Annotated in this window: 19 protein-coding genes; 10 read left to right on the top strand and 9 right to left on the bottom strand. The window is 39.5% G+C overall.

Annotation, left to right across the window (positions count from 1 at the left end):
• Positions 1-12 precede the first annotated feature (12 nt).
• On the bottom strand, positions 13-1,191 hold the full coding sequence (locus tag I6E70_RS18030) for an efflux RND transporter periplasmic adaptor subunit (protein ID WP_007580481.1): 1,179 nt from the start codon (positions 1,189-1,191) through the stop codon (positions 13-15).
• 288 nt (positions 1,192-1,479) lie between these two features.
• On the opposite strand from I6E70_RS18030, the gene I6E70_RS18025 reads away from it, so the two are divergent.
• Complete coding sequence (locus tag I6E70_RS18025; protein WP_197189328.1) at positions 1,480-3,987, top strand: zinc-dependent metalloprotease; 2,508 nt, start codon at positions 1,480-1,482, stop codon at positions 3,985-3,987.
• 69 nt (positions 3,988-4,056) lie between these two features.
• Here I6E70_RS18025 and I6E70_RS18020 read toward each other — a convergent pair whose 3' ends face one another.
• The 4 genes from I6E70_RS18020 to I6E70_RS18005 form a co-directional block, all read right to left on the bottom strand.
• Complete coding sequence (locus tag I6E70_RS18020; protein WP_197189327.1) at positions 4,057-4,845, bottom strand: PhzF family phenazine biosynthesis protein; 789 nt, start codon at positions 4,843-4,845, stop codon at positions 4,057-4,059.
• A 19-nt stretch (positions 4,846-4,864) separates the two neighbouring features.
• Positions 4,865-5,338: a pilin gene (locus I6E70_RS18015; protein WP_010554538.1), complete on the bottom strand. Its 474-nt coding sequence runs from the start codon at positions 5,336-5,338 to the stop codon at positions 4,865-4,867.
• Positions 5,335-6,159 carry a hypothetical protein gene (locus I6E70_RS18010; RefSeq protein ID WP_197189326.1) on the bottom strand — a complete coding sequence of 275 codons (825 nt, stop codon included), beginning with the start codon at positions 6,157-6,159 and terminating at the stop codon, positions 5,335-5,337. The genes I6E70_RS18015 and I6E70_RS18010 overlap by 4 nt, the downstream gene beginning before the upstream one ends.
• Before the next feature lie 70 nt (positions 6,160-6,229).
• The gene (locus I6E70_RS18005; protein WP_033012533.1) at positions 6,230-6,844 is read right to left on the bottom strand and encodes a PQ-loop repeat-containing protein; all 615 of its coding nucleotides are present in this window, start codon (positions 6,842-6,844) and stop codon (positions 6,230-6,232) included.
• A gap of 290 nt (positions 6,845-7,134) precedes the next feature.
• Here I6E70_RS18005 and I6E70_RS18000 point away from each other — a divergent pair, with 290 nt between their 5' ends.
• Together I6E70_RS18000 and I6E70_RS17995 are read left to right on the top strand one after the other, a co-directional pair.
• A complete protein-coding gene (locus I6E70_RS18000; RefSeq protein WP_197189325.1) occupies positions 7,135-8,268 on the top strand; it encodes a PepSY-associated TM helix domain-containing protein in 1,134 nt (377 codons plus the stop codon).
• A 49-nt stretch (positions 8,269-8,317) separates the two neighbouring features.
• Positions 8,318-9,478: a tetratricopeptide repeat protein gene (locus tag I6E70_RS17995; RefSeq protein ID WP_197189324.1), complete on the top strand. Its 1,161-nt coding sequence runs from the start codon at positions 8,318-8,320 to the stop codon at positions 9,476-9,478.
• 16 nt (positions 9,479-9,494) lie between these two features.
• Here the strand turns inward: I6E70_RS17995 and I6E70_RS17990 are convergent, their stop codons facing one another.
• From I6E70_RS17990 to I6E70_RS17975, 4 genes are all read right to left on the bottom strand, one after another.
• Entirely contained in the window at positions 9,495-12,311 is a 2,817-nt protein-coding gene (locus tag I6E70_RS17990; RefSeq protein WP_197189323.1) for a TolB family protein, read from the bottom strand.
• Positions 12,312-12,433: 122 nt separating this feature from the next.
• A complete protein-coding gene (locus tag I6E70_RS17985) occupies positions 12,434-13,981 on the bottom strand; it encodes a PH domain-containing protein (protein WP_197189322.1) in 1,548 nt (515 codons plus the stop codon).
• Positions 13,974-14,507: a PH domain-containing protein gene (locus I6E70_RS17980; RefSeq protein ID WP_101163834.1), complete on the bottom strand. Its 534-nt coding sequence runs from the start codon at positions 14,505-14,507 to the stop codon at positions 13,974-13,976. Before I6E70_RS17980 ends, I6E70_RS17985 begins: the two co-directional genes overlap by 8 nt.
• A gap of 36 nt (positions 14,508-14,543) precedes the next feature.
• Positions 14,544-15,392 (bottom strand): D-hexose-6-phosphate mutarotase, encoded by an 849-nt coding sequence (locus I6E70_RS17975; protein ID WP_007580460.1) that lies wholly within the window; start codon positions 15,390-15,392, stop codon positions 14,544-14,546.
• A gap of 427 nt (positions 15,393-15,819) precedes the next feature.
• On the opposite strand from I6E70_RS17975, the gene I6E70_RS17970 reads away from it, so the two are divergent.
• From I6E70_RS17970 to I6E70_RS17940, 7 genes are all read left to right on the top strand, one after another.
• Positions 15,820-16,302 (top strand): MarR family winged helix-turn-helix transcriptional regulator, encoded by a 483-nt coding sequence (locus tag I6E70_RS17970; protein WP_007580457.1) that lies wholly within the window; start codon positions 15,820-15,822, stop codon positions 16,300-16,302.
• Between the two features lie 99 nt (positions 16,303-16,401).
• Positions 16,402-17,724: a carbohydrate porin gene (locus tag I6E70_RS17965; protein WP_197189321.1), complete on the top strand. Its 1,323-nt coding sequence runs from the start codon at positions 16,402-16,404 to the stop codon at positions 17,722-17,724.
• Between the two features lie 127 nt (positions 17,725-17,851).
• Positions 17,852-18,247, top strand: a complete 396-nt coding sequence (locus tag I6E70_RS17960; protein ID WP_197189320.1) for a YbaN family protein — start codon at positions 17,852-17,854, stop codon at positions 18,245-18,247.
• A gap of 124 nt (positions 18,248-18,371) precedes the next feature.
• A complete protein-coding gene (locus tag I6E70_RS17955) occupies positions 18,372-19,004 on the top strand; it encodes a PepSY-associated TM helix domain-containing protein (RefSeq protein ID WP_197189319.1) in 633 nt (210 codons plus the stop codon).
• Positions 19,004-19,513: a DUF2271 domain-containing protein gene (locus I6E70_RS17950; protein ID WP_197189318.1), complete on the top strand. Its 510-nt coding sequence runs from the start codon at positions 19,004-19,006 to the stop codon at positions 19,511-19,513. The genes I6E70_RS17955 and I6E70_RS17950 overlap by 1 nt, the downstream gene beginning before the upstream one ends.
• Before the next feature lie 38 nt (positions 19,514-19,551).
• Positions 19,552-20,397, top strand: a complete 846-nt coding sequence (locus tag I6E70_RS17945) for a DUF4198 domain-containing protein (protein ID WP_197189317.1) — start codon at positions 19,552-19,554, stop codon at positions 20,395-20,397.
• 268 nt (positions 20,398-20,665) lie between these two features.
• Positions 20,666-23,197, top strand: coding sequence for a TonB-dependent receptor plug domain-containing protein (locus tag I6E70_RS17940; RefSeq protein WP_197189316.1), 2,532 nt, complete (start codon positions 20,666-20,668; stop codon positions 23,195-23,197).
• Positions 23,198-23,308: the final 111 nt, after the last annotated feature.

Here is a 23,308-nt window from a genome sequence, read left to right as displayed (position 1 = left end):
AACTATTACACCCTACAGCTGTTGCGTGTTTGAAGTGCTCGTTTCTGAGCTTTCAGGTTTTGCAGCTACACCTGCAATTTTAACCTGCATTCCTTTTTGCGGGTATTCAGGTAAAGTAATAACGAGTTTGTCATCGGCATTTAAACCACTGCTAATATAAAAATACTCACCCTCTTCTCGAATAACCGTTACTTTGCGAGGCTCTAGTTCTTGATTTTCGTTTACTACCCACACAGTCTGATTGTTAACCAAAGCTTGCGGTAAACGGTAAATATTATTAAGCATTGCACCTGCAAAATTTACCTGTACGTAGCTGCCAAACTTAATGGCTGGTTGTATGTTTTTAAGACCGTATGGGTCTTCTATACGCACGACTAGACTGCTCATACGCGTAGCGTTATCAACAATCCCCAGGTCGCGGTCAATTACACCTTCTCGGGTAAAGCTGTTTAGGCCTTTTTGAATAATCGTTGCGGTAATACCTTTAATACGCTCTGGTAAAAAAACGCTATCGAACCCTGCTATAGGAATAATCACTTCAGCAGTTTCAATATTATTGAGCTCAGCAACTTGCGAACCCATAGTGACAAATTGACCAACACCTACATTTCGGCTAATAACCAATGCATCGTAAGGGGCTGTTACTTCACAATTATCTAAGTCACGTTGTGCACGTTTTAATGCAGCTTGCGCCGACTTTACAGATGCCTGCGCACTTAACACTTGAGGCTTACGTAAAAATAAGTCGGTACGCGCTTTACTTGGAAAACGCTTTGCTTCATCTGCGGCTACTTGAGCTTGGGCTTGCTCTTCAATTAAGCCTGCTTGTGCACGAGCAATTTCTGCCTCTGCTACAAGTACTGCTGCTTCGTAGTTGTCTTTTTCGATAGTAAATAACGTCTCACCGCGAGCAACGATGCCGCCGGCTACAAAATTAGGATGCCAACTTAACACTTCACCCGACACCTGCGCCGAAAGCTGTGTACTTTCAAGAGGCTTTACTTCACCGTAGCTATTAATAATAACTTGATGATCGTTTGCAGCCACTGGCTCAACTTGCACTGTTGGACGAGTATCAATTACTTCTTTTTTTTCTGGCTCTTGTGCAATGGCATTTATTCCCATAAAGCCAACAACACCAACAATGAGCGCCACAAATGGAAAAACCCATCTAAGTGAATTTGTTTGCATATCCTATTATCCCCAAAATTCTATTAACGCCATAATACCAGAGCCATATGAAACATTAAGGTGACATTTGTAAGCAACTGTTACAAATGAATATATGCCACTGCTATTTAGGGCTATAGAATATAATTTTACATGCAGCTCACCTCATTCGTTATATTTTGTTACAAACTTTTATTCATTAATATCAGTTAATTAGCGTTAAACACTTAAATTTCATCGCGAAGATGTGCGAAATTAAATTAATTTACGTACAGTCCAATTAAATTAACAAATATTAAAAGTCTCAAAATGAAATTAACGAGCATCACCCTTGCGCTTAGCTTAGCGTTTGGCAGCCATGCATTTGCAGCCGATAAAAAAGACGAAAAAGAGTCAAAAACACTTAGCGAAATGATCAAAGGACAAACCGAATTTGCCGGTATATTTAGCCTTTATCAAGACGAAAAAACCGGTAAGCACCTTATGGTGATTAACGAATCCCAACTCAATACGCCGTTTGTGTATTTTGCGCACACTGTCGATGGCGTTACAGATGCAGGCCATTATCGTGGTTCTTACCGCGAAACTAAGTTAATTGAATTTAGAAAATACTTTGACCGTATCGATATTATTAGCAAAACACCTCGCTACAAATTTGACCAAAGCAGTGCAATTTCAAAAGCGAGTGATGCCAATATTAGTGAAGCGGTACTTGCGAGCATTAAAATAGAAAAAGAAGAAGACGGTAAAATAGCATTTAATGTAAATAAGTTATTTTTAAGCGAAGCACTTCATAAAGTATCACCTACACCAAATCCAGCAGATAAAAACGCTAAAAAACGCTTTAAAGTAGGTAAACTAGACGATAAAAAATCACGCATTATTAAACAGCGTCCATACCCTAATAACTTAGACGTGGTTGTTGATTACGTATTTACTAACCCAAGCCCAACGGTACGTGGCTCAAATGCAGTAAGCGACCCGCGTAGTGTATCGGTAAAAGTTCAGCACTCGTTTGTCGCTTTACCTAACAACAACTATGCACCCCGTATGGATGATGCGCGCATTGGTTATTTTACAAATCAATTTGATCAAATGACATCTACCGATTGGGCACCTTATGAAGATGTTATAAAACGCTGGGACTTACAAAAGAAAGACCCGAGTGCAGCACTTTCAGAGCCAGTAAAACCAATTACTTGGTGGATAGAAAACACCACACCTATCCAATGGCGCGATACTATTCGTGACGCTGTTTTAACGTGGAATACCTCTTTTGAAAAAGCCGGTTTTAAAAATGCCTTAGAGGTAAAAGTACAACCAGATGATGCAGATTGGGATGCGGGCGATATTAATTACAACGTACTGCGCTGGACCTCGTCACCTAAACCTCCATTTGGTGGGTATGGACCAGCACTTGCTAACCCATTAACAGGCGAAATACTGGGCTCAGACATTATGCTTGAGTTTGTATTTATGAAAAACCGCTGGATTTACGACACACTTTTCACACAAGGAACAATGAGCCACGGTGAAACAACAAATACCGGCGAATTAAATTGCTCATTAGGGCATGAAATTCAACAAAATCTAATGCTTGCCAAAGGCCTTGCTAGCGGCGAAAAAATTGAAGATAAAGAAATGCTTCGCCAAGGTCTAACGCAATTGGTACTTCACGAAGTTGGTCATACTTTAGGTCTTAACCACAATATGAAATCATCTATTTTGTGGGATGAAAAAGAAGTACACGACAAAAACAAAACCCAAGGCATAGTAACCGGCTCTGTTATGGATTATGCACCCGCTAACATTGCCCCAATTGGTATGCAGCAAGGTGATATTTTTCAAACAAAACCAGGCCCTTACGATGATTGGGCTATTAACTATGGCTACAGCGTAGCACTTGCAGATGAAGCTGCTGAGCAAGCTAGACTTGAAAAAATACTTGCTCGTTCAAGTGAACATGCCCTTGCCTTTGGTAACGATGCAGACGATATGCGCGCACCAGGTCGTCATATCGATCCACGTGTAATGATTGGTGATTTGTCGTCAAACCCTGCGGCCTATGGCGCAGATCGTATGGCACTAATTAATAAACTATTTACTGAGCTAAAAGATAAAGCAACGGTTAAAGGTGAGTCTTACCAACAGCTTGTTACCTCTGCAAATAGCTTATTTGGTCAGTACCGAGCTCAAGCAGGTGTGGTTTCTCGCCAAATTGGTGGTGTGTACGTTGAGCGTGCTGTAGTGGGTGATGCAAACGCAGATAAACCATTTACACCGGTATCTCTTGAACGTCAAACACAAGCGATGGATATATTAGCCAAGTTTGTATTTGCACCAGACGTACTACAAAACATGCAACCTCTATATAGCTACTTGCAACTGCAACGTCGTGGCTTTAATCACTTTGGTAAAAATGAAGACCCTAAAGCACACAAAATGATTTTAGGTATGCAAAAGTCTGTACTTGCGCAGCTATTACACCCAGCCGTATTACTGCGTATTTCTGATACTGCTTTGTACGGCAATGAATATAGCCTAACTCAGTTTATGCAAGATTTAACCGCTAATATTTTTGTGAAAAGCAAAGATGCAAATTCTATTAGTCACAACTTACAAATTGAGTATGTTAATCAGCTAATCGCAATTGCAGGTCTTGGCAAAGCAAGTAAGTACGATAACTTAGCTAAAACAGCTGCGTTATATCAGCTAACTCAAATAGCCGATACCAGCACTGCTTGGGGTGCAGATACAGCAACTAAAGCGCATAAAAAATATATTGATCGCTTAATTGCAAAAGCACTAGAAGCGTAAAATATCTCTACAAATTGAGTAAACCAAGGCCACGTTTAACGTGGCCTTTTTTATAACTTAATTCACAGATCAAATATAAATAGTGCCTTTTAAATACCTTACAGCATGCCCCGTTAAGGTGACGGTTGTATCACCCACTTCACATAGTAAATACCCGCCTCTGCTTGAAGCCTGATAAGCGCTTAACGTAGTTTTACCCAATTGCTGCGCCCAGTAAGGTGCCAAGCCAGTATGAATAGAGCCTGTTACATAATCTTCGTCGCCACCGCTTGCAGGCCAAAAATAACGAGATATAAAATCATATTCAGCACTTGGAGCAGTGGCCACTACATCAAGTGGATAAAGCGTTTTTAAAAGCTCTGAGCTAGTTTTTAATTCAAGTATATGATCGGCGTTTTCATAAATAACAAAGTAGGCTTGGCGATTTTTAAGCACTTTACTCGGTTGCATAGACAGGCCATCAAGCAGTTGCTGAGGCACATTTTGCACTTCAACCGGTGCTTGTTTTGGAAAGGTCATTGCAAAGCTGCCATCAGCGTTTTTATTAACGATTAGCTCGCCCACCGCATCAGCAATAAAGCGAATTTGCGATATGTTATGCTCTTCACATAAAACATAGGCAGCCGCAAGTGTGGCGTGACCACAAAAATCGATTTCCATTAACGGCGAAAACCAACGAATAACAAAACTTCCATCGTCTTGCAGGCAGGTAAAAGCAGTTTCAGATACGTTATTCTCAGCGCCAATCTTTAGCATTAAATCGTCACTTAACCACGATTCTAGTGGGATCACTGCCGCATAATTACCTTTAAATAACTCATTCGTAAACGCATCAATTTGATGAATAGCTAATTGCACTTTAATCCCCTAAACTATTTTATATACACGCTGAAGGTAAAATTTCTTTTGGTACTGTTGTTTTATTTTCGCCAACCGCTTGCATGCCAGTTACCGGTTCGTCAAACCCACATAACCACGCAATCGGGCTTGTAGGGCTTCCCGTTACAACTGCGGGTCTGAATGTTAAAACTGTATTTTGCAAAAGCTGTGAAGCTTTATTACCCAAACTAATATGAATAGCACCATTATCAACTGTAATACCCGTTACCCGATTACCAATCAAAAATTTACTTGCAGGCACACCTGCTTGTTCATTACTTGCTGGAAAACGCCTGTTTTCAAGATAATAAACCGTAACGTCTTCTCTAATGGCAGCTGCCATTGCAAGTGGGTCAACAAGTTCTGCTCGTTGTATATACTTACTGTATTGAGGTAGCGCAACCGCAGCTAAAATACCAATAATGGACACCACCACCATCAACTCTATTAACGTAAATCCTTTTGTTCTCATAGCACTTCTCCTAGCATAAATAGTGGTTGATAAGCCGCTTTCACAAATAAGCAAATAGACACAACAATGACCAAACCATAAACAATAACGAGCTTACTTATAAAGCTTTTAATATGTGTATTAAGTAACTTTAGCTGCTGCTTTAATAACGCTTTAAATTCTTCTTGGGTTTCTAAACCTAGCAGCTCGCATTGAGCTAAGTGCTGGGTTTGAGGTGTAGAGGCTTTAACACCCTTTTTATGATTACTTGGAAATAATAGCGTGGTAATTAAAGAGTTATGCTCATTAATTAATTGACGAGGAATAAGAAATTTAAATAAACCCGAAAAAGGCTTTAGCTCTGTGAGAGCACTTACATTTTTTAGCTTTAAAATAACGGTAAAAATAACACTCAGCAATAAAACGAGTAAAATAATTGGCACATACCAGTACGTAAAATAATCATCAAATACATGATTTAAAGAAACAGTATGCTTGCTATATATCTCAACAAAAGTAGGCACAACAAAAGACTGATACAACAAAGAGGATAAAACATAAATAACAAATACAAAGGTTAAGTAACTAAGCCAGCCCTTGTGCTCAAACTTAAATTCGTTAACTAATTCCGGTAAACATTGATAATACGTAGCTTGCTTTTGCGATGTTGCTTCATCTTGAGATGCAATTTGCGTCACCAGATTATGCGCTAATTTACTATGCGACCCGCTATTGGCATACATATTTAAATGGGGCGGTGTACTCAGCTCATCTTTTTGCTCTGTACTTAGTGTTTTAGAGCTATTAACACGGCAAATATAGCCAAACTGATTCCAATTCATACTTTATCCTTTTATTAGATAAAGTAATTTGCCATAAATTAGGCTAAATAGGAACTTAAGTAGCTTGTTTTTAAGCCATTACAGGCCGCATTCTATAATATTGCATACAACCAAATTGCACAGCATTGGTAAGCAACAGCATAATAAACATAAGTAAGTGCGCCGTGCTTGGAGCCGCTGTTGTAAGCTCAACAACTAAGCCGCAAATACCAGCAATAAACTGCAAGCTAAAGTAGCGCGCGCTTAAATTACTTACATTACCCGTACGCAATGTTTTATAAGTTTGCGGCATAACACGTACCGAACTCATCACAAGGCCAACATACGTTAAAGCGCTTAATACCGTTGCAGTATCGAGGCTTGAATTCAAAAGCAGTGAAAAAGGCAGTAACGAAAAACCTAGCATAGTAAACAACTGTACCCGTTCTCGTTTAGCTGCGTTATAACGTGCAAAAAAATACAAAATAAGTCCGCTTAACGCACCAGTTACAATAAATGGTAACGCAATATAAAAACGCTCAAAATAAATATTGTAGGTTATAAAATAAAGGCTTTGTGCTAACCCAAACGTCATCATCAATAGTGATAAACCTGAGACACTACGATTTTTTCGAATTTTGTTTAGTAGTGGTAAAAAACTAAAAACCAAAATAAATGAAGACAATATAGGCAAATAATGCGCCAAAGCAACCTCGCTCGTTACATAAATGTTAATTAAAAGCAGAAATAAAAACATTTAATAAACATTTGTTTTAAAAGGCTTTTACTATGAGCGCGGCATTGTAGAGCCGCGTAAATTTAACTCAACTAAATAAGAAATTCTTGTTTTAGGTACTGGCAAGCTAGGTATACAAAAACCGTAGAATTAAGTTCACGGTTTACCGGTTTAATAGAAAGCCTCACCGCCAAACTATTAAATAAAAATGATAGTTGTTATCATGCGCAAGTCATTAACTGCTGTATATAAAACTACCTATGAGAAAAACTCTTTTTAAAATTCACAGTTGGATCGCTCTAATAGCTATCATTCCATTGATTGTTATTAGTATTACAGGGAGCGTATTAGTTTTTAAAAGTGAAATAGATGGCTTACTTATGCCAAGCAGCCACTTTGTTGTAAATGCACTGCCAGAGCGCATGCCAATCGACACGTTAATTGCAAAAACAGAGCATGCTTACCCTGAATATGTAGTAGGTAGTTGGGAAATATTTAACGATGATACAGCTGATCGGGTTTACTTAGTCAAACGCGGCACAGAGCAATGGTATAAGTTTCATTTAAACCAGTATACGGGTGACATTTTGTCTGAACCTGTTGGTACCAGCCATTATTTTACCGATTGGTTTTTAGAACTACATTACACTTTTTTACTGAACGACTTTAAAAACCTGCCAGGGCAAACAGGCACTGTACTAGGCTTCTTTTTTGCTCTGTTTTTATTGGTATTAGGTATTACTGGGCTTATTATTTATCGTAAATTTTGGCAGCGTCTATTTAGTGTGCGCTGGCGTTCAACACTGCAAATTGTACTTAGCGACATTCATAAAATGACGGGGGTTATAGGATCTCCCATCATTATTATTTTAGCTATCACAGGTGGCTACTTTAACTGGGCGGTGTGGTATCACGAAGTTATTGAACACGCAGAGGAAGAGCACTTTGTACTAACCAAAAACTTGCACAGTAGCGAGATTTCGTTCCAACACATACTTGATGACAGTAAAAAACAAATACCCACTTTTAACGGCACGTTTTTAGTTATGCCACTCGAACCTGACGAAAATATTACTTTATTCGGCGAAGTCGATACCGCCAACCCACTTGCTAGTGAGTATGCCAATACGGTTAGCTATAACAAGCTAACAGGCGAGCACATAGCTAACTGGGATATTCGCGAAGTAGGCGTTGGCTGGCAGGTAATTGATAGCTTTAGAAAGCTTCATTTTGGCTACTTTGCAGGGCTAATAAGTAAAATACTGTGGTGCGTAATTGGTTTAAGCCCAGTGTGGCTAGCAGGTACTGGTTTTTACTTATGGTTTACCCGCCGAAAACGTAAAAAACAATCACAAAAAAATCGCTCAAGTAAACGCAGTACAGCAAGTACTTGATTAAAAACCCACCACATTGTAATGTAAAATTTAACAATGGAGTGGGTTTATGATGTTTTATAAAATAGCAGTTTGTATTACCTTTTTATATTTAGTTGGATGTAACACAACTAAGGTTCAGCAAGTAGAACAACAAATAGAGCTTGAACAACTATTAAACCATTCTTTGTTTAATAAACTAGACACACCTTCTGAGTACAGTATTTTCGAGCTGCCAAATGCTGAAAAAGAAAAATTTTTAGCTTATGCCGAAAAACAAAAACAGTCTGAAATCCGTCATGACCGCATTATTTACAACTACCTCGAAAGCAACTTAGCTAACTTTAAATACCACGGCGATACACTTACTTCAGCCCAAGCCTTAAAACTTTCGCAAGGCAACTGCATTAGCTTAGCTGTTTTAACACAAAGCTATGCACAAGCTCTTGGGTTAGAAACGAGCTTTCAAGAAGTAACAAGTCAGCCTGTATACGCAAAAGAAAATAATGTTGTTTATGTAGCAAGCCACTTTAGAACAAGAGTATACGCCCCAAAAGTAGAGAAAAAAGATGATAATATTGTTGAATTTTTCAGAGCGGGCACCTTAATTGATTACTTCCCTACCCGTCGCAGTTTTTATTCAAGCAGCGCAGACTATAACGATTTAGTTTCTAAGTTTTACAGTAATTTAGCTGCAACAGCGCTAGCAGACAAACAGCTGGATATTGCTTACTCACTTATTTTACAAGCAAACAAATACACCCCCAATGATCCTGAATTATTTAATATAGCTGGCATTTTACATCGCCGAGCTGGTGATTTACAAAGCGCTAAAAACATCTATCAAGCAGCACTTAGTAATAACAAAATAAGCATTAATTTAATCAGCAACTATCAGCTTTTAGCTAAAAAGTTAGGCGACAAAGAGCTTGTTAAAGAGCTCACCTCACAATTAGTTAATAAAGAAAAAGACCCATACGAATTACTAGTGATCGCTAAAAACAACTTACAAGCTGGCCACGCTCATCAGGCTAAAGCACACCTTGAACAAGCGATTACTAAAGCGCCTTACATTGCTGAGCTATACTTGGAACTCGCAAAAGTTCGCTATCAACAAGGTAATATTAAACAAACACAAACCTTACTTGAGAAAGCAATTGAACTAGAACGTGATAATCAAAAACTCGATGTATATCAAGCTAAGTTACTATCCTTGCAGATGGATAAGTAACTTAGCCAATTAATATTTATAACGAATAATAAAAGCTCAGCCACGCTCGCATTTCATCTTCAAAACTGTCGCCTTCTACTCGCGACAGTCCCATATTAAACGTTAAATCGTTTACACCTGCTGGCCCCATTCCAAAACTAAAGTCACCTTGGTATTTTAAGCCGTAGCTTTGTGCGTATACGGTATCGTCGAGTTGATGTTGCTTATAATAAAGCCACGGCATGCCTTCTTTAAAGCTAAAGCCGCCACCGTAGCCTTGATAGCGCTTTGCAGTTGCACTGTAAAAAGGCAGCTCAGATGAAAGTACATATTCACTATTTTGCTGCTGATTAATAAGATTTGAGCTAAAGCCACCTAATGCAAGGCTCCTGTCGTCACGTTGCTTTTGAGAAAAGTTTGCATAAAGAGGAATACCAAAAGCTTTACCAAAAATTTTGGCGGCTAAATCATAACCTTGCCAATTATTACTTTTGCCACTGCCATCGTACCAACTCGCATAAATACTTTGGCCTATAGCAAAATCTTGACGATCATATTGCCAATTTTGAGCAACGCCTAAACGCGTCCAATTTTTATGGCTTTGCTTATAATCAGTGTAATTGTAGGCAAGCTCTGGCGTTAAACTTAACTGTCCAAATTTAACGGGATAACTTATTGCGGCAAAACCACCACGGGCATCCATGTCTGCACTTAGACTTTGCTGATACTGGCGCGATGTATCTAAATTGTAGTCAAACAGTGCAAGTTTCAGTTTTACATCAAGCGCATTATATTTTGCCTGCACATAACCACCGTGCAATGCCCCATCGTGTAAATCAGTGCTATAACCCGCTTGTAAGTCGAGCTGCTTTAATAAGTCGCTACTTTTAATGCTTAAATCTAACAAACTGGTAGAAGCCGAATAATATTGAGAGCCAATCGCGAAAGTAGCGTGCTGGTCGAGCACGTTGTAATTTGTTTGCTCTGTAGTTTCGTGCTTATATATTTTAGCTTTTGGAAGTGTATGTTCGTTTACTATTAGCAGCGGTGCTTTTTTGTTAGCTGCAAACTCAGTAACTACAGTGCTTTTTATAGCTTTTGGCAGTGTTTTTACATTTGGCCCATCTGCAGTTATCGAAAAATAGAGTAACGAGCCATCAGCCATTTCAATTGGGTGGGCAACGGCCTCTTGCCCTTGGGTTAACTTGGTGAGTGTTTTACTCTCTAAGTTGTAGTTATAAATATCGGTGGCGCTATTTAAGCCTGCAACAAAGTAAATTGACTCGCCATTAAGACTAAAGCTTGGCTGACTTAAATATTGATACCCGTTTGGCATAGGTACTGATAGCTGTTGTTCGCCGCTTATACCTTGTATATACAATTGCCAATTTTCATTTAATGACGTTGATAAATAAGCTAATTTAGTTTCATCAGGACTGAGTATTGGGTAATCGTAAGTTGTCTCAAGGCTTTTTGTAAATAATGGTGTGATGGTTTGCGTATTGAGGTCAACCTTTACTAATTCAGAGTAGCCATCTCTTATTTGCTCGCCATACAAGGTTTCGCCGTTACTGGTTACGCTAAATCGTCGTATACCAGCAAGTTCGGTAAGTTGTGTAATATTTCCAGTGTCAGTGTTATAGCTAAATATGTCAGACACTTTGTTATAAATACCCGACTCTTCATTGCTGTACGCATTGAAATATAACGTTGTGTTATTTACCCATTGAGGATTTGCAATACCGGCTCGGTTAATTTGATTAAGCACCTGTTTTTGTTCGCGCTTAAACACACTGGGCGCTGTATCGGGAATATCTTGTGCATCGTTTTCGAGTAGCTCTTTTTGCGCTTTAGTAAACTCTTCTTGCGCTTTAATGTTGTCATCAGTGCTATAAATTATAAGCTTGGTATTACTCTCTTTATCTCGCTCAACAATCGCAATTTTACTACCATCTTTTGAAAGTACTGGGTTACTTGCATATAAGTTAAGCTCAAGCCAAAGTTCACTATTAAGTAACGGCTCCCCTTGCTCTATTTGCATTGCTTTATAGGTATATTCAGCTATAAATCGGCGATATAGCTTGGCTGCACTTTGCCCAAACACACCGCTAAATGCCTCATCAAAATTCCGCGTTTTTACGCCTTGCATTCGCGTCCAAACACTATCGAGTGTTTGTTCTGAATAGTTTTTCTCTAACCAATTTAAAAAGCGACTACCCATTAAATACGCCATTGAGCCGCCCATAAAGCCCTGCTCGCCATTTAACTGCCCATAGGTTGGCAGTGCGCCCTGTTGAGCAAATTCTCGCAGTATTGACTCTGAGTAGTTATCAAATAAACGTCCACGACCCGTCATTTTAGACTCAATCAATGTGGCATAACCTTCGGCTACCCAGCGCGGCGTATCACTGTAGGTTAAGTCGTATAAATCCCATATACCACGTACTTTCTGCTGCCAGTGATTGCGTGTAGGCTGTGCTAAGTGCACTAAGTGAATATATTCATGCAGTACAAGTAACTGCTGCCAGCCAGAGCTGTTTGATATAACTGTGTCGGATTGTGGTGGGGTTGTAAAAAGTGCCATTACAGGGTTACTTGAGGTAGGTAGCGCAAAGCCGTTTGCTGCATTTAGGGGATCAAACACCACTACATCAACTGTTTTATCAAGTGCTCTGTTTTGCTGCTCAAGCACTTTGGTGCGAACTATTTCAAGCTCTGTTGCAGTTGATTTAGCAAAATCAGCATGCTCAATACTGTAGTGAATATTAAAGTGTTCGGTATGAATAGTTTGCCAATCGGCTGCAAAGCTTGGTGCTGCTAGTAATAAAGCTGATGCGATAAGTGTTTTTTTCATGAGCGTCCCTAAAAGAATTCCTTAATACCATCTAGGGTATTATTAAATGTCTTTCATGGGCAGTAAGAAAGTGTAATAAAGCATGTGCAAATGTGTATTTACACATGTTTTACTAGGGGAGTTTACATCCAGCTGCGAGTATCTGACTCAATCTGCTTAATTGTAAAATCAATAATAAAGTCAGCATCTTGCTGCTTTATGTAGGGCATAAATGCAAACCCTGAAGCAAGTTGTATATACAGGCTTTTTAAGCCTGATTTTCTCATTAAGTATGTACTTATACTGCGTGCACTTTGCGCTTTATAAAGCTCAAAAACACGGTAATGAACGCCAATCATACCTTTGCGTACAACCATATAAAATCGGCCATTATCCTCATGCATGTAATAACCATAACGCTGATACGATAAAGTTACCAAGCCAGAAAACACCACCAAAACACCAAGGCTAATCAAAGTATTAATATCAGCAATAAAACAAAAGCCAAACACTAATGCACTGGGTAACAATGAATAAAAGCCTAAATTTTTATACAAAAGCGCTCGCTCTGCGCGCTTAAAAGCGAGTTTTTTACTATTAAACCACGGGTAAATCCATTGGCATACACTATCAACTTGTTCGCTATTTAATACAGGTAATACTAAGGTTTGTTTATTTTTTTTAGCCGCAACACCGGCTGCTATTCCGCCGCTACTTGCTTGCAAGCACTCAACGGTAAATCGCTTTAGTAATCGCCCCATTAGGTTTTGCTTAATAACAATAGATTGCACTTTATCCATGCTCATCGAAAGCTGATGACGCTCTAATAAGCCAGCAATACGTTTAAATTTTTGACCTTTAAAATAAAGCTCAAAGTTATAAAAACGAATAAGCGACATAGTCACCGATAGCATTACAGCCACCAAAACTAACAAAACAATTAAGGTGATCATCGCAAAAGTAGCAGCGCTGGCCAGCATACCAAGCTCTTGTTGGTAAAAGCCTTCTACTTTCGCAATAATTTGCTTCTCTAAAAAATCAACAATCAGGTTTATAAAAGGGGCCAAAGCAGCGATTGCTAAAATAGCCATATTCGACATCAAACCAAATTTGGCTATTTCTTTATTGCTAATGCTTAGGCTGTTTTCGATAGTGTCTGTTTCGCTTTGTTCAGTATTTGGTGCTTCTTGCTGTTGCTGCGCTTTAAAATCAAATATTTGTTTACGCATTTGCTGTGCGTAATCTTTAGTGACGCCAGGTAAGACAACTTCTTGTGACACACTGCCAGCAGCATCAAAAATACAATTAACTAAGTTTACAGGGGTAAAATAAAATGGCTCGGCAATATTAACGTTTTGCACACGGCCAAATTTAAGCGTAAGTCGCTCTTTTTTAAATACACCTTTGTTAAGCAATATTTCGTTGTCGCTACTAATACAAAACTTAAAATTTAAATAATATAAAAATGAGTAAATAAGCAACGAAATTAGCGCAATCCCACCTGCAACCTGCGCCCAAAACAACTTATTTTCTACTTGAGTAACAAACACGACAAGCATAGGCAGTAAGTTTAAAAGGCCATCTTTTACAAAGCGCACACTAAAGTGCACAACAAAGTATAAAAGCGCCCAGGGCGATACTTTTTGCCAGTAAATAGGGCTCGCTTTATCTTCGATAGTTGCATTACTCATCGACTAAAGCTGCCTGAGTAGTTGCGTCGTCTTGGCGGTAGTTTTGTACAAATTGGCGCATATTTTTACAATCATCATGGGTTAGCCCACTAATTTGTAAATCGGCACTTACACCGCCAGCGCTAAATAATTTAATACTCGCAAGGCTAAGCTTTCGCTCTATTGGCCCTTGGTGTATTTCCATATGCTGTACACGCGCTAAAGGTAATACCGTCACTTGTTGCCAAATAACGCCTTTTTTAAAAGCAATGTCATGATTTCGCACTGCAAAACCTCGTAACCTCACACTTATCATGTTGTACGCCATAGATACGGCCACCAAAATAGGCATACCAATTAGCAAATACGTTTGTGCATTATTAGCAAAGGCTTCATTAAAATAACAAACAGCAATAAGCGCTCCAATTAGCGGTATATAAAACAGAAGCGAGCTAAGCTGTGTATGTAATAAGGCTTTATCAGCCAATGGCTTAAAGCTAATATCACTATGCTTTGGTAAATCCATTATTTGTTGATTGTTAAACACTATTTGTCCCTATTTCTGCTTTTAATTATGGCTAGCTTACCAACTAATGGTGGTTATTAAGGTGTGGCTTTGTTTTGGCTCAAGCGTTACTTTATCTGTCAGTACATTAGCAGCCTCTAAGCAGAGCATTGTTTTATACTCATCGTCAGCAAAGTTAGATAAGCGTTTTGATTTTTCTATCCATGGGTTCCACAGTACACACGAACTTGAGTTTTCGCGGCTCACATTAATAACACCTTCTGGCGTATTAATGGTTTGCACTGTACTTGCTTGTGTATAAACCATATCGGTTTCGCGATTAAAGCTTACAACATCATTTTGTACAAATGGCCCTTCACTAAACTCAATATATTGCGCGCCTTGCAAACCATCTACATGGGTATTTGTAATGTCTGATGTAGGAAAATAGGTATGTAGCGCTTGAGTAAAGCTAAATGGCGCACTCCCTAAGTTAGCGGTCGTTAAGCGAACCTGTAATTTATCGCTTAATACAAACTCAACTTTTAATGCTGACTGATGTGGCCAATACGTCGTATTAACAAGCTTCATGGGTAGCTTTAAACTAACTGTAATTTGCTCATCAGATTCGTGTACTTCATCAGCTTGCCACACACTTGTGCGCGCAAAACCATGGGCAGGCCAGCCATCATTAGCGTGTGTACCAAACCACGGCCAACAAATAGGAATACCACCTCGAATACTTGCCCCTTCTTGATAAGTTTCGTCTTGTGATACCCATATAAGTGGCTTGTTATTTTTAGGGATAAACTCGGTAATTTGCCCACCTTGCAAAAATATTTTTGCATCGCACTTTGAGCTAGCTATTTTAATAAACTCAAGACCGGTTTCGCTTTGCTCAATGCTAACTGATGGCGATAATTTCATACCTTCCCCTATAATACTGATACTAAAGATTTTTAATATTTGTGCAGAAACAATAATGCATGCTTAAAGTATACGCTATTGATATTAAATATTGATTGCTGAATTTGTTCATTGCCGATTAATACATGTACAGTAAACTCACAAACAATTACTTTGTACTAACAGCTGTAAATGAATAATACTAAAGTCTATACAATAAGACTTGCCAATTATTCACAACATACGTACTGTGCGCAACTTAATGCACACAAGATGCTAAGAAAATTTACTATAATTTAAACAATATAATTTTACATTAGTTACTGCTCTAACTATTAAAAACCAACAAAAGCGGCCTAATGTGCAATATATTGTTTGAATTCAATTTATTTGATGTGTAACATTTCGCGATTACGGCAAACTACCGCCCCATCGATGAGATAAGCAAATGCAAAAATATGACGAGTTATTGGTTTCTTTACGTAAAGTGATCCGCGCGATTGACTTACATTCTAAGCAGCTAAATAAAACTTCGGGTTTAACTGGCCCACAATTGCTTATAATGCAAGAAGTTAAAAAAACCGATGGAATAACGGCGAGCCGTATTGCTCAAAACGTAAATTTAAGCCCAGCAACGGTCACCAATATTCTCGACAGAATAGAAAGCAGAAACTTAGTAACACGCGTACGCAGTCAAATGGATAAACGCAGAGTGAGCTTATACCTCACCGATAAAGGAAAAGAGTTACTTGATAAAGCACCTCAGCCACTGCAAGAACACTTTATTGAAAAGTTTTCTGCGCTTGCTGAGTGGGAACAGAGCCTTTTACTCTCATCAATGCAGCGTGTAGCCGCGATGATGGATGCAGATAAATTAGATGCATCGCCCCTTCTAGAAGTTGGTGCACTTACTCAAGCTCCTAAAGAATAAACAATAAAAAAAATACATAGTTTTGTACTTACTCTAAACGTAAGGCGTTTTTTGACGTCTTGAATTTTTTATTTTTTAATCACAAGCAGAGCGGCTATTATGACTAAACTCTCAAAATTAACACTAGCACTAGTCCTAGGTGGTGTTACAAGCACTTCTTATGCGTCTGATGATCTAGACACACTACAAAGCCAACTTAAACAGCTAAAGCAACAAATGCAATTGCTTGAAAATAAGTTAGCTGATGAAAAAACAAAACAACAGCAAATTAATAAGCAGCACGAACAACAAGTTGCAAACATCAGTAAAAAATCTGATCAAAAAGTAGTTGAAGTTGCCGCAGCTGAACCTGAGAAAAAAGATGAAGGCATTAAAGTTGGTGGAGCAATACGCTTTAATTACAGCACCAACACATACGATGAAGATACCCAAGATCGCGGTGGCGATTTTGATTTTGATATTTTCCGTATAAATGTATCTGGTGAGATTAACGATATTTCACTTAACGGCGAAATACGTTTTTACGATTACATGACCGTTGTTAAGTATGCTTACTTAGGTTACGAGTTTGCAGATGGCTGGGAAGGACAAGCAGGTATTGCACCCGTGCCTTTTGGTAATGGCCCATACAACTCACACAGCTACTTTTTCAGTACTAATTATTACGTAGGTCTAGAAGACGATTTTGACTTAGGTGTAGTAGTAAAACGTAAACTTAAAGATAACTGGAAACTAGACCTAGGCTTTTTCAAAAATGACGAACGTGGCGGAGTAGAAAGTTCAACAGATATTAACCATCGTTACTCTTACGACATTATTGGTAGTCGTTCAGCAGAGGAAGGTACATACGATGCTCCAGGCTCTCGCATAGGTGAATACAATACCTTTGCAGGGCGTGCAACTTATCAAATTGAGCACAGCAAAAACGTAACTACCGATGTGGGTGTATCACTATTAAGTGGTGGCTTACATGACGGTAACGACCGTGCAGGTAACTACGGTGCATGGGCACTTCATGTTGATAGCACAATTAACAACTGGAATATCCAATTTCAACACGGTGAATACGACTACGACCTAGACGACAGTAACGACCGCTTTGTTGTTGGCGCATATAATTATTACGATACCGTATCTAGCGAAGCAACTATGAATAACTTTAACGTTGCTTATAATTACTCGCTTGATTGGGGCCCAGTTACCGACATTCAATTTTACAACGATTACGGCATTATTTATGACAAGTCTGACGACAGCGCAGATACATGGATGAACGTAACAGGTATGAGTGTTGCTGCAGGTGGTTTCTTTAGTTACTTCGACTTTATTCAAGCACGTAACCAGCCATTTATTGGCGGAACAATTATTGGTGATGGCGATACAGAACGTCGCTTCAACATAAATATTGGTTACTACTTCTAAACTGTTAACCGCATTTATTTTTAAAAGGGCAAACTTAGTTTGCCCTTTTTTATTGATTTTAAGCTTCGAATTAATAGCTATTTAGCCTACAATTAGAGATACCATAACACGCCTAAAAAGAGCCTAAGTGAATATAAAAGCAGTGTTTATTTGTTATAAAAACTTATGGTTTAAAGCGCTTGGCTTAATACTTGTAGCCTTGGGTATTATTGGCATTGTGTTACCGGTCATGCCTACCACTATATTTTTTATTTTAGCGCTCACCTGCTTTACTCGCTCATCACCCGCGCTTGAACAATGGCTGTTAAACCACCCTCGTTACGGTGTAACTCTGCAGCAGTGGCAAGCTCATAAAGTAGTACCTGTTAAAGCCAAATGCTACGCCGCCATTGGCATGTTAATTGGATTTATATTTTTACTGTACTCAGCCGCCCCTATTTGGGTTATTTATCTCGTTGCAGTAATAGAAGTATCGGTAATGATTTACCTTATTTTAAGACCCTCCAGCTCTCCTAAGCATTAAATATTCATTTTTTACCTGCATACCACCTTTGTTTTAAAGTTTTTATGTAAAGATAAGTAAGTAAATTTGTAATAGCTAATGCAAATCATTATCATGTTGTAAATTTAATTTATTTACTGTTTTTATGTCGTTTATTAACAAGCGGGCTTTGTATAGCACAAGTCGTGCTCTACATATTTATATTTCTACAGCTTTGTTTTTTTTGCTTATTTTATTTTGCGTTAGCGGCATTGTGCTTAATCACGTTGATTGGCTTAAAAATGATAAAAATAACGGTCAAGTAACTGCAACAATTCCAGTAGAGCTAGTTACTAAAGCAAATAAGCAGTTAAGTACGCTGCCAACGCTTTACCCAGAAATAGAAGCTTACTTAGCCGAGCAATATGCACTTACAAAAGTAAAAAGCATTGAGTGGGAAAAAGAAGACGCGCTCGTCATGCTCGACTACCCACTGCCTGCAGGGTTTGCCTACGCAGAGCTTGATTTTACAACTGGCGAGCTAAATCTTGATTACCAAACAGGTGGTTTTTTAAGCCTTATTGGCGACTTACATAAAGGCCGCCACAGCGGTGAAGTATGGAGTTGGGTAATTGATATATCTGCCGTACTAATGATTTTATTTGCCATCACCGGCATGATTATTTTGTTTCAAAACAGAAAAAAACGCTTAGCAGGAATATGGATAACCATACTAGGAGTCGCAACTCCACTGGTTATTTATTTATGTTGGGTTCCACAAATAAAAGGAGTGTCTTAATGGTTAAATTTAAATTATTTATAAGCGCCGCATTACTGCTCGTAGCTGTGTTTTTTCAAACAACGGCGCATGCGCAAACACCACAGCTAGAGGTTGAATTAACGCTTCCCGACTTAGAAGTACAACCGTATCACCGTCCATACGTTGCAGTTTGGCTTGAAACACCAGAGCGCAAACACGTTACAACGCTTGCACTTTGGGTACAAAAAGCAGAATGGTTTAAAGACTTACGCCAATGGTGGCGTAAAGCCGGTAAAAGCGATGCCAACTTTGACGGCATTAGCGGCGCAACAAAACGCGCGGGTACTTACACTATAAATTGGCAAGGTAACGATTTAGACGGTAACCCAGTAAAACCAGGTAAATACTTACTAAATATTGAAGTTGTACGCGAAGAAGGCGGCAGAGATTACACCCGCGTTGAGCTCGATTTAACAAAGTCGGGAAAAATTACAATTGATGGTAAAAACGAGTTTTCACAAAGTTTCGTCACTGTAAGCACTAAGTAGCACCTATTTATTACTAGAATTTAAGCAAAGGAAAAATAATGAAAATTAATTTATTAAAAACTGCATTAATCGGCGCATTGAGCTTATCTGCTTTAGTGTCAACTTCAGCAAATGCACACGGACGTTGGTTACTACCTTCGCATACATCTTTATCAGGCGATAAAGCGCATTACGTAATGATTGACGCAAGTATTTCAAACGAAATTTTTGCACCAGACAAAGCCTTTAAACCTAAAGAAAAAGGCGCCGAGTACGACGACACATTATTAATGGCACTTGCGCCTAATGGTGAGCCAGTATCTGAAACCATCCGTGCTTATTACTTAAAACGTAAAAGCTCAGCTGCGGTAAGCTTAACAGAGCAAGGCACTTATCACATTGCAATGACCCAAAAGCCAATGTACATGACCTTCTATAAAAACGAAGAAGGTAAGCGCAAACGCGTATTTGGTAAAAAAACAGACGCCGAGTTACCTAGCAATGCAAAAGATGTAACTACAACGAAGGTTGTTTCAACAGTAGATACATTTGTAAGCCGAAATGGCACCTCAAAGCCTGCCCTGCTAGGTTTAGGCTTAGAGCTTAGTGGCCCAACGCATCCAAACGATTTATTTGTAGGCGAAAGCGCTAAGTTTCAGCTTTTACAAGATGGTAAATCTGCTGGTGAAGGCATTGAAGTAAGTATTTTAAAAGGCGACACACGCTACCGTAACGACCGTGGCGAATTAAAAGTAACGACCGATAAAGAAGGTATGTTTACAATTACGTGGAAAGAACCAGGCCTATACCTAATCGAAACTTCTAACAAGGTTACCGTAAATGAAGAAGGCGTAGATGCAGGACGTTATGCATTATTTACAACGCTTGAAGTTGCCCCTGAATAATTTAAATCACTAAATTTAAAAAATTGAAAGGCCAAGCATTTGCTTGGCCTTTTTACGTCTTACTAACTTTTATCTAAAATTCCCTTGAATTCGCAACCATTCGACACAAGATTGCAACTACAACGATCCAAACGCCTATATCGCGCGTAAACAGTGACCTTATGTGTTAACAACTTAGAATATCTTAGATAGTTTTTATCTTTGCACTAGGGTAGTCGCTTCTATATGATGCGCTCCTTTTCGACTAGCAGCTCTTGGGGAACAATTAATGACTTTTAAGCGTTTATCTGCAAATAAACTAGCACTTAGCTTGGCCGTTACCACTGCACTTAGCACACCTTACTCTATGGCCGTTGCCGCAGAGCAAGATAATCAAGCAGAAAAGAATATCGAAGTAATTTCGGTTACCGGTACTCGCAGAAGCTTACGCAGTATTGCCGAAAGTACGGTACCCGTAGACATTATTACCAGCGGTGATATGCAAAGTACGGGTCAGCTAGAAATAAGCCAAATACTAGCAAACCAAGTACCTAGCTTTAACTACCCAAGTGCCACTATGGGTGATGGTACTGACCATGCAAAACCAGCTGTTTTACGTGGATTAGCACCCGATCACACATTAGTACTTATAAACGGTAAGCGCCGCCACGCTGGTGCACTATTAAACTTAGCGGGCGTTGTTGGCCGAGGCTCTACAGCTGTTGATTTGAACATGATTCCAACCTCTGCAATTAAACGTGTTGAAGTACTACGTGACGGTGCAGCCGCACAGTACGGCTCTGATGCAATTGCTGGGGTAATTAACATTGTACTTAAAGATGCCTCAGAAGGCGGTAGCGTTAGCGTAACGTACGGTAAATACGACACTCAAATGTCTGGTGTATCTCAGCTAGACAGCACCTATGCAGACGCAAACGGCGACTTAGCCTTTAATACCGGTGGCGACAGAGAAGTAAACGACGGTGCAACACGCACTGTTAGTGCAAACTCTGGTTTTGCGTTATCTGATAACGGCTTTGTAAACGTATCAATTGAATACCGTGATAACGACTCAACGCAACGCTCAGGCTTTGACCCACGCGAACAATACAGTCGCCTTGATGATGGCAGCCTAGACCCACGTGAATTTACTATCGATCGTTACAACCACCGCTTTGGTAAAGCAGACCTTGAAGATTACGCGTTGTTTTACAACATGGGTTACGATTTAGATAACGGCTTAAACCTTTATTCATTTGGTAGCTACTCAAAGCGTGAAGGTAATTCAGGTGGTTTTTACCGCCGAGCAAAAGACAGCCGTAACGTTTTAGAAGTGTACCCAGATGGCTTTTTGCCGCAAATTGAAACAGACGTACAAGACTACTCATTTGCACTGGGCTTACAAGGCGAAACTAACGACTGGACATGGGATGTAAGTACCAACTACGGCCGCAACGACTTTGGTTTCGGTGTTGTAAATAGCATTAATACATCACTAGGTGCCGACAGCCCAACCGAATTTGACAACGGTGCATTGGTTTACGATCAGTTTTTAGTAAACGCAACAGCCAATACCACTCTCGATTTAGGCTTACCTGATGACGTATTTTTTACCGTAGGTACTGAATATCGCCACGAAAGCTACAAAATAGAAGAAGGCGAAGAAGCGTCTTACATCACCGCACTTGATAGCGATGGTAACCCAATTGCAGCCGGTGGCGCGCAAGTACTTGCTGGTTTTGGACCAGAAAGTGCGACTGACGAAAGCCGTCATAACATCGCTTTATTTGTTGAGTTTGATACCTACTTAACAGAAAAATGGAACGTAGTTTTAGCGGGTCGTTATGAAGATTACAGCGACTTTGGTGACACATTTACTTCTAAGCTTGCTTCGCGTTACAGCATTACTGAAAACCTATCGCTGCGCGGTGCAATTAGCACAGGTTTCCGTGCGCCATCTTTAGCGCAAAGCTCGTACCGCCAAATATCAACCGTACTTGAAAACAACCAACCATTTGAAGTTGGTCTATTCCCAACCGATTCTGCAGCAGCACAAGCACTAGGTGCTCAGCCATTAGATGCTGAAGAGTCAGTAAACGTTACAGCAGGCTTTATTTACACTCAAGGCAGCTTTAGCTTAACTGTTGATGCGTACCGTATTGATATTGATGACCGTATTGTATTGTCTGAAAACTTAGAAGGCGATGCAGTTGTTGAAATACTACAAAATGCCGGTGAGCTAAATACCGAAAGCGTACGTTACTTTACCAATGCTATCGACTCACGCACGCAAGGTGTAGATATAGTTGCCACTTATAACCTAGATTTAGACAACTTAGGTGATTTACGCCTAAACGTAGCCGCTAACTTTAACGATACCGAAGTAACGCACGTAAACGACAACCCAGCACAGCTTAACTCACTAGGTGACGACTACGTAGTGTTTGCGCGTCGTGAAGTAGGTCGCTTTGAAGAAGGCACGCCAGATAGCAAATGGAACCTATCTGCAGTGTGGAACTTTAACGAATGGCAAACAACGCTTCGTGCCACACGTTATGGTGAAGTCGCTGATATATCAACAACAGCCGATCGCGATGAATACTTAGACCCTAAGTGGATCACCGACCTAGAAGTGGCATACCGTCCAGACGAATATTGGAAATTTGCCGTTGGTGCAAACAACTTGTTCGATCAGTACCCACAAGCCACCGTGGATAACATTGGTTACTCTGACTTTGGCCAAATATTCCCGTACACGCCGTATGCGCCGTACGGATTAGACGGGCGTTTCCTATACGGTAACATTACTTACAGCTTTTAATAATTAACCTAAAAGCAAACACTTAAAAAGGATGCCATGCGCATTAATGCCGTTCACTTAAGGTGAGCGGCTTTATTGAATCACAACAAAAGTGGCCTATTAAATAAATTG

The organism is Pseudoalteromonas sp. NGC95, assembly GCF_015864705.1.
In the GTDB taxonomy this organism is placed as follows: domain Bacteria; phylum Pseudomonadota; class Gammaproteobacteria; order Enterobacterales; family Alteromonadaceae; genus Pseudoalteromonas; species Pseudoalteromonas arctica.
This window is presented reverse-complemented; position numbering and strand designations above follow the sequence as displayed.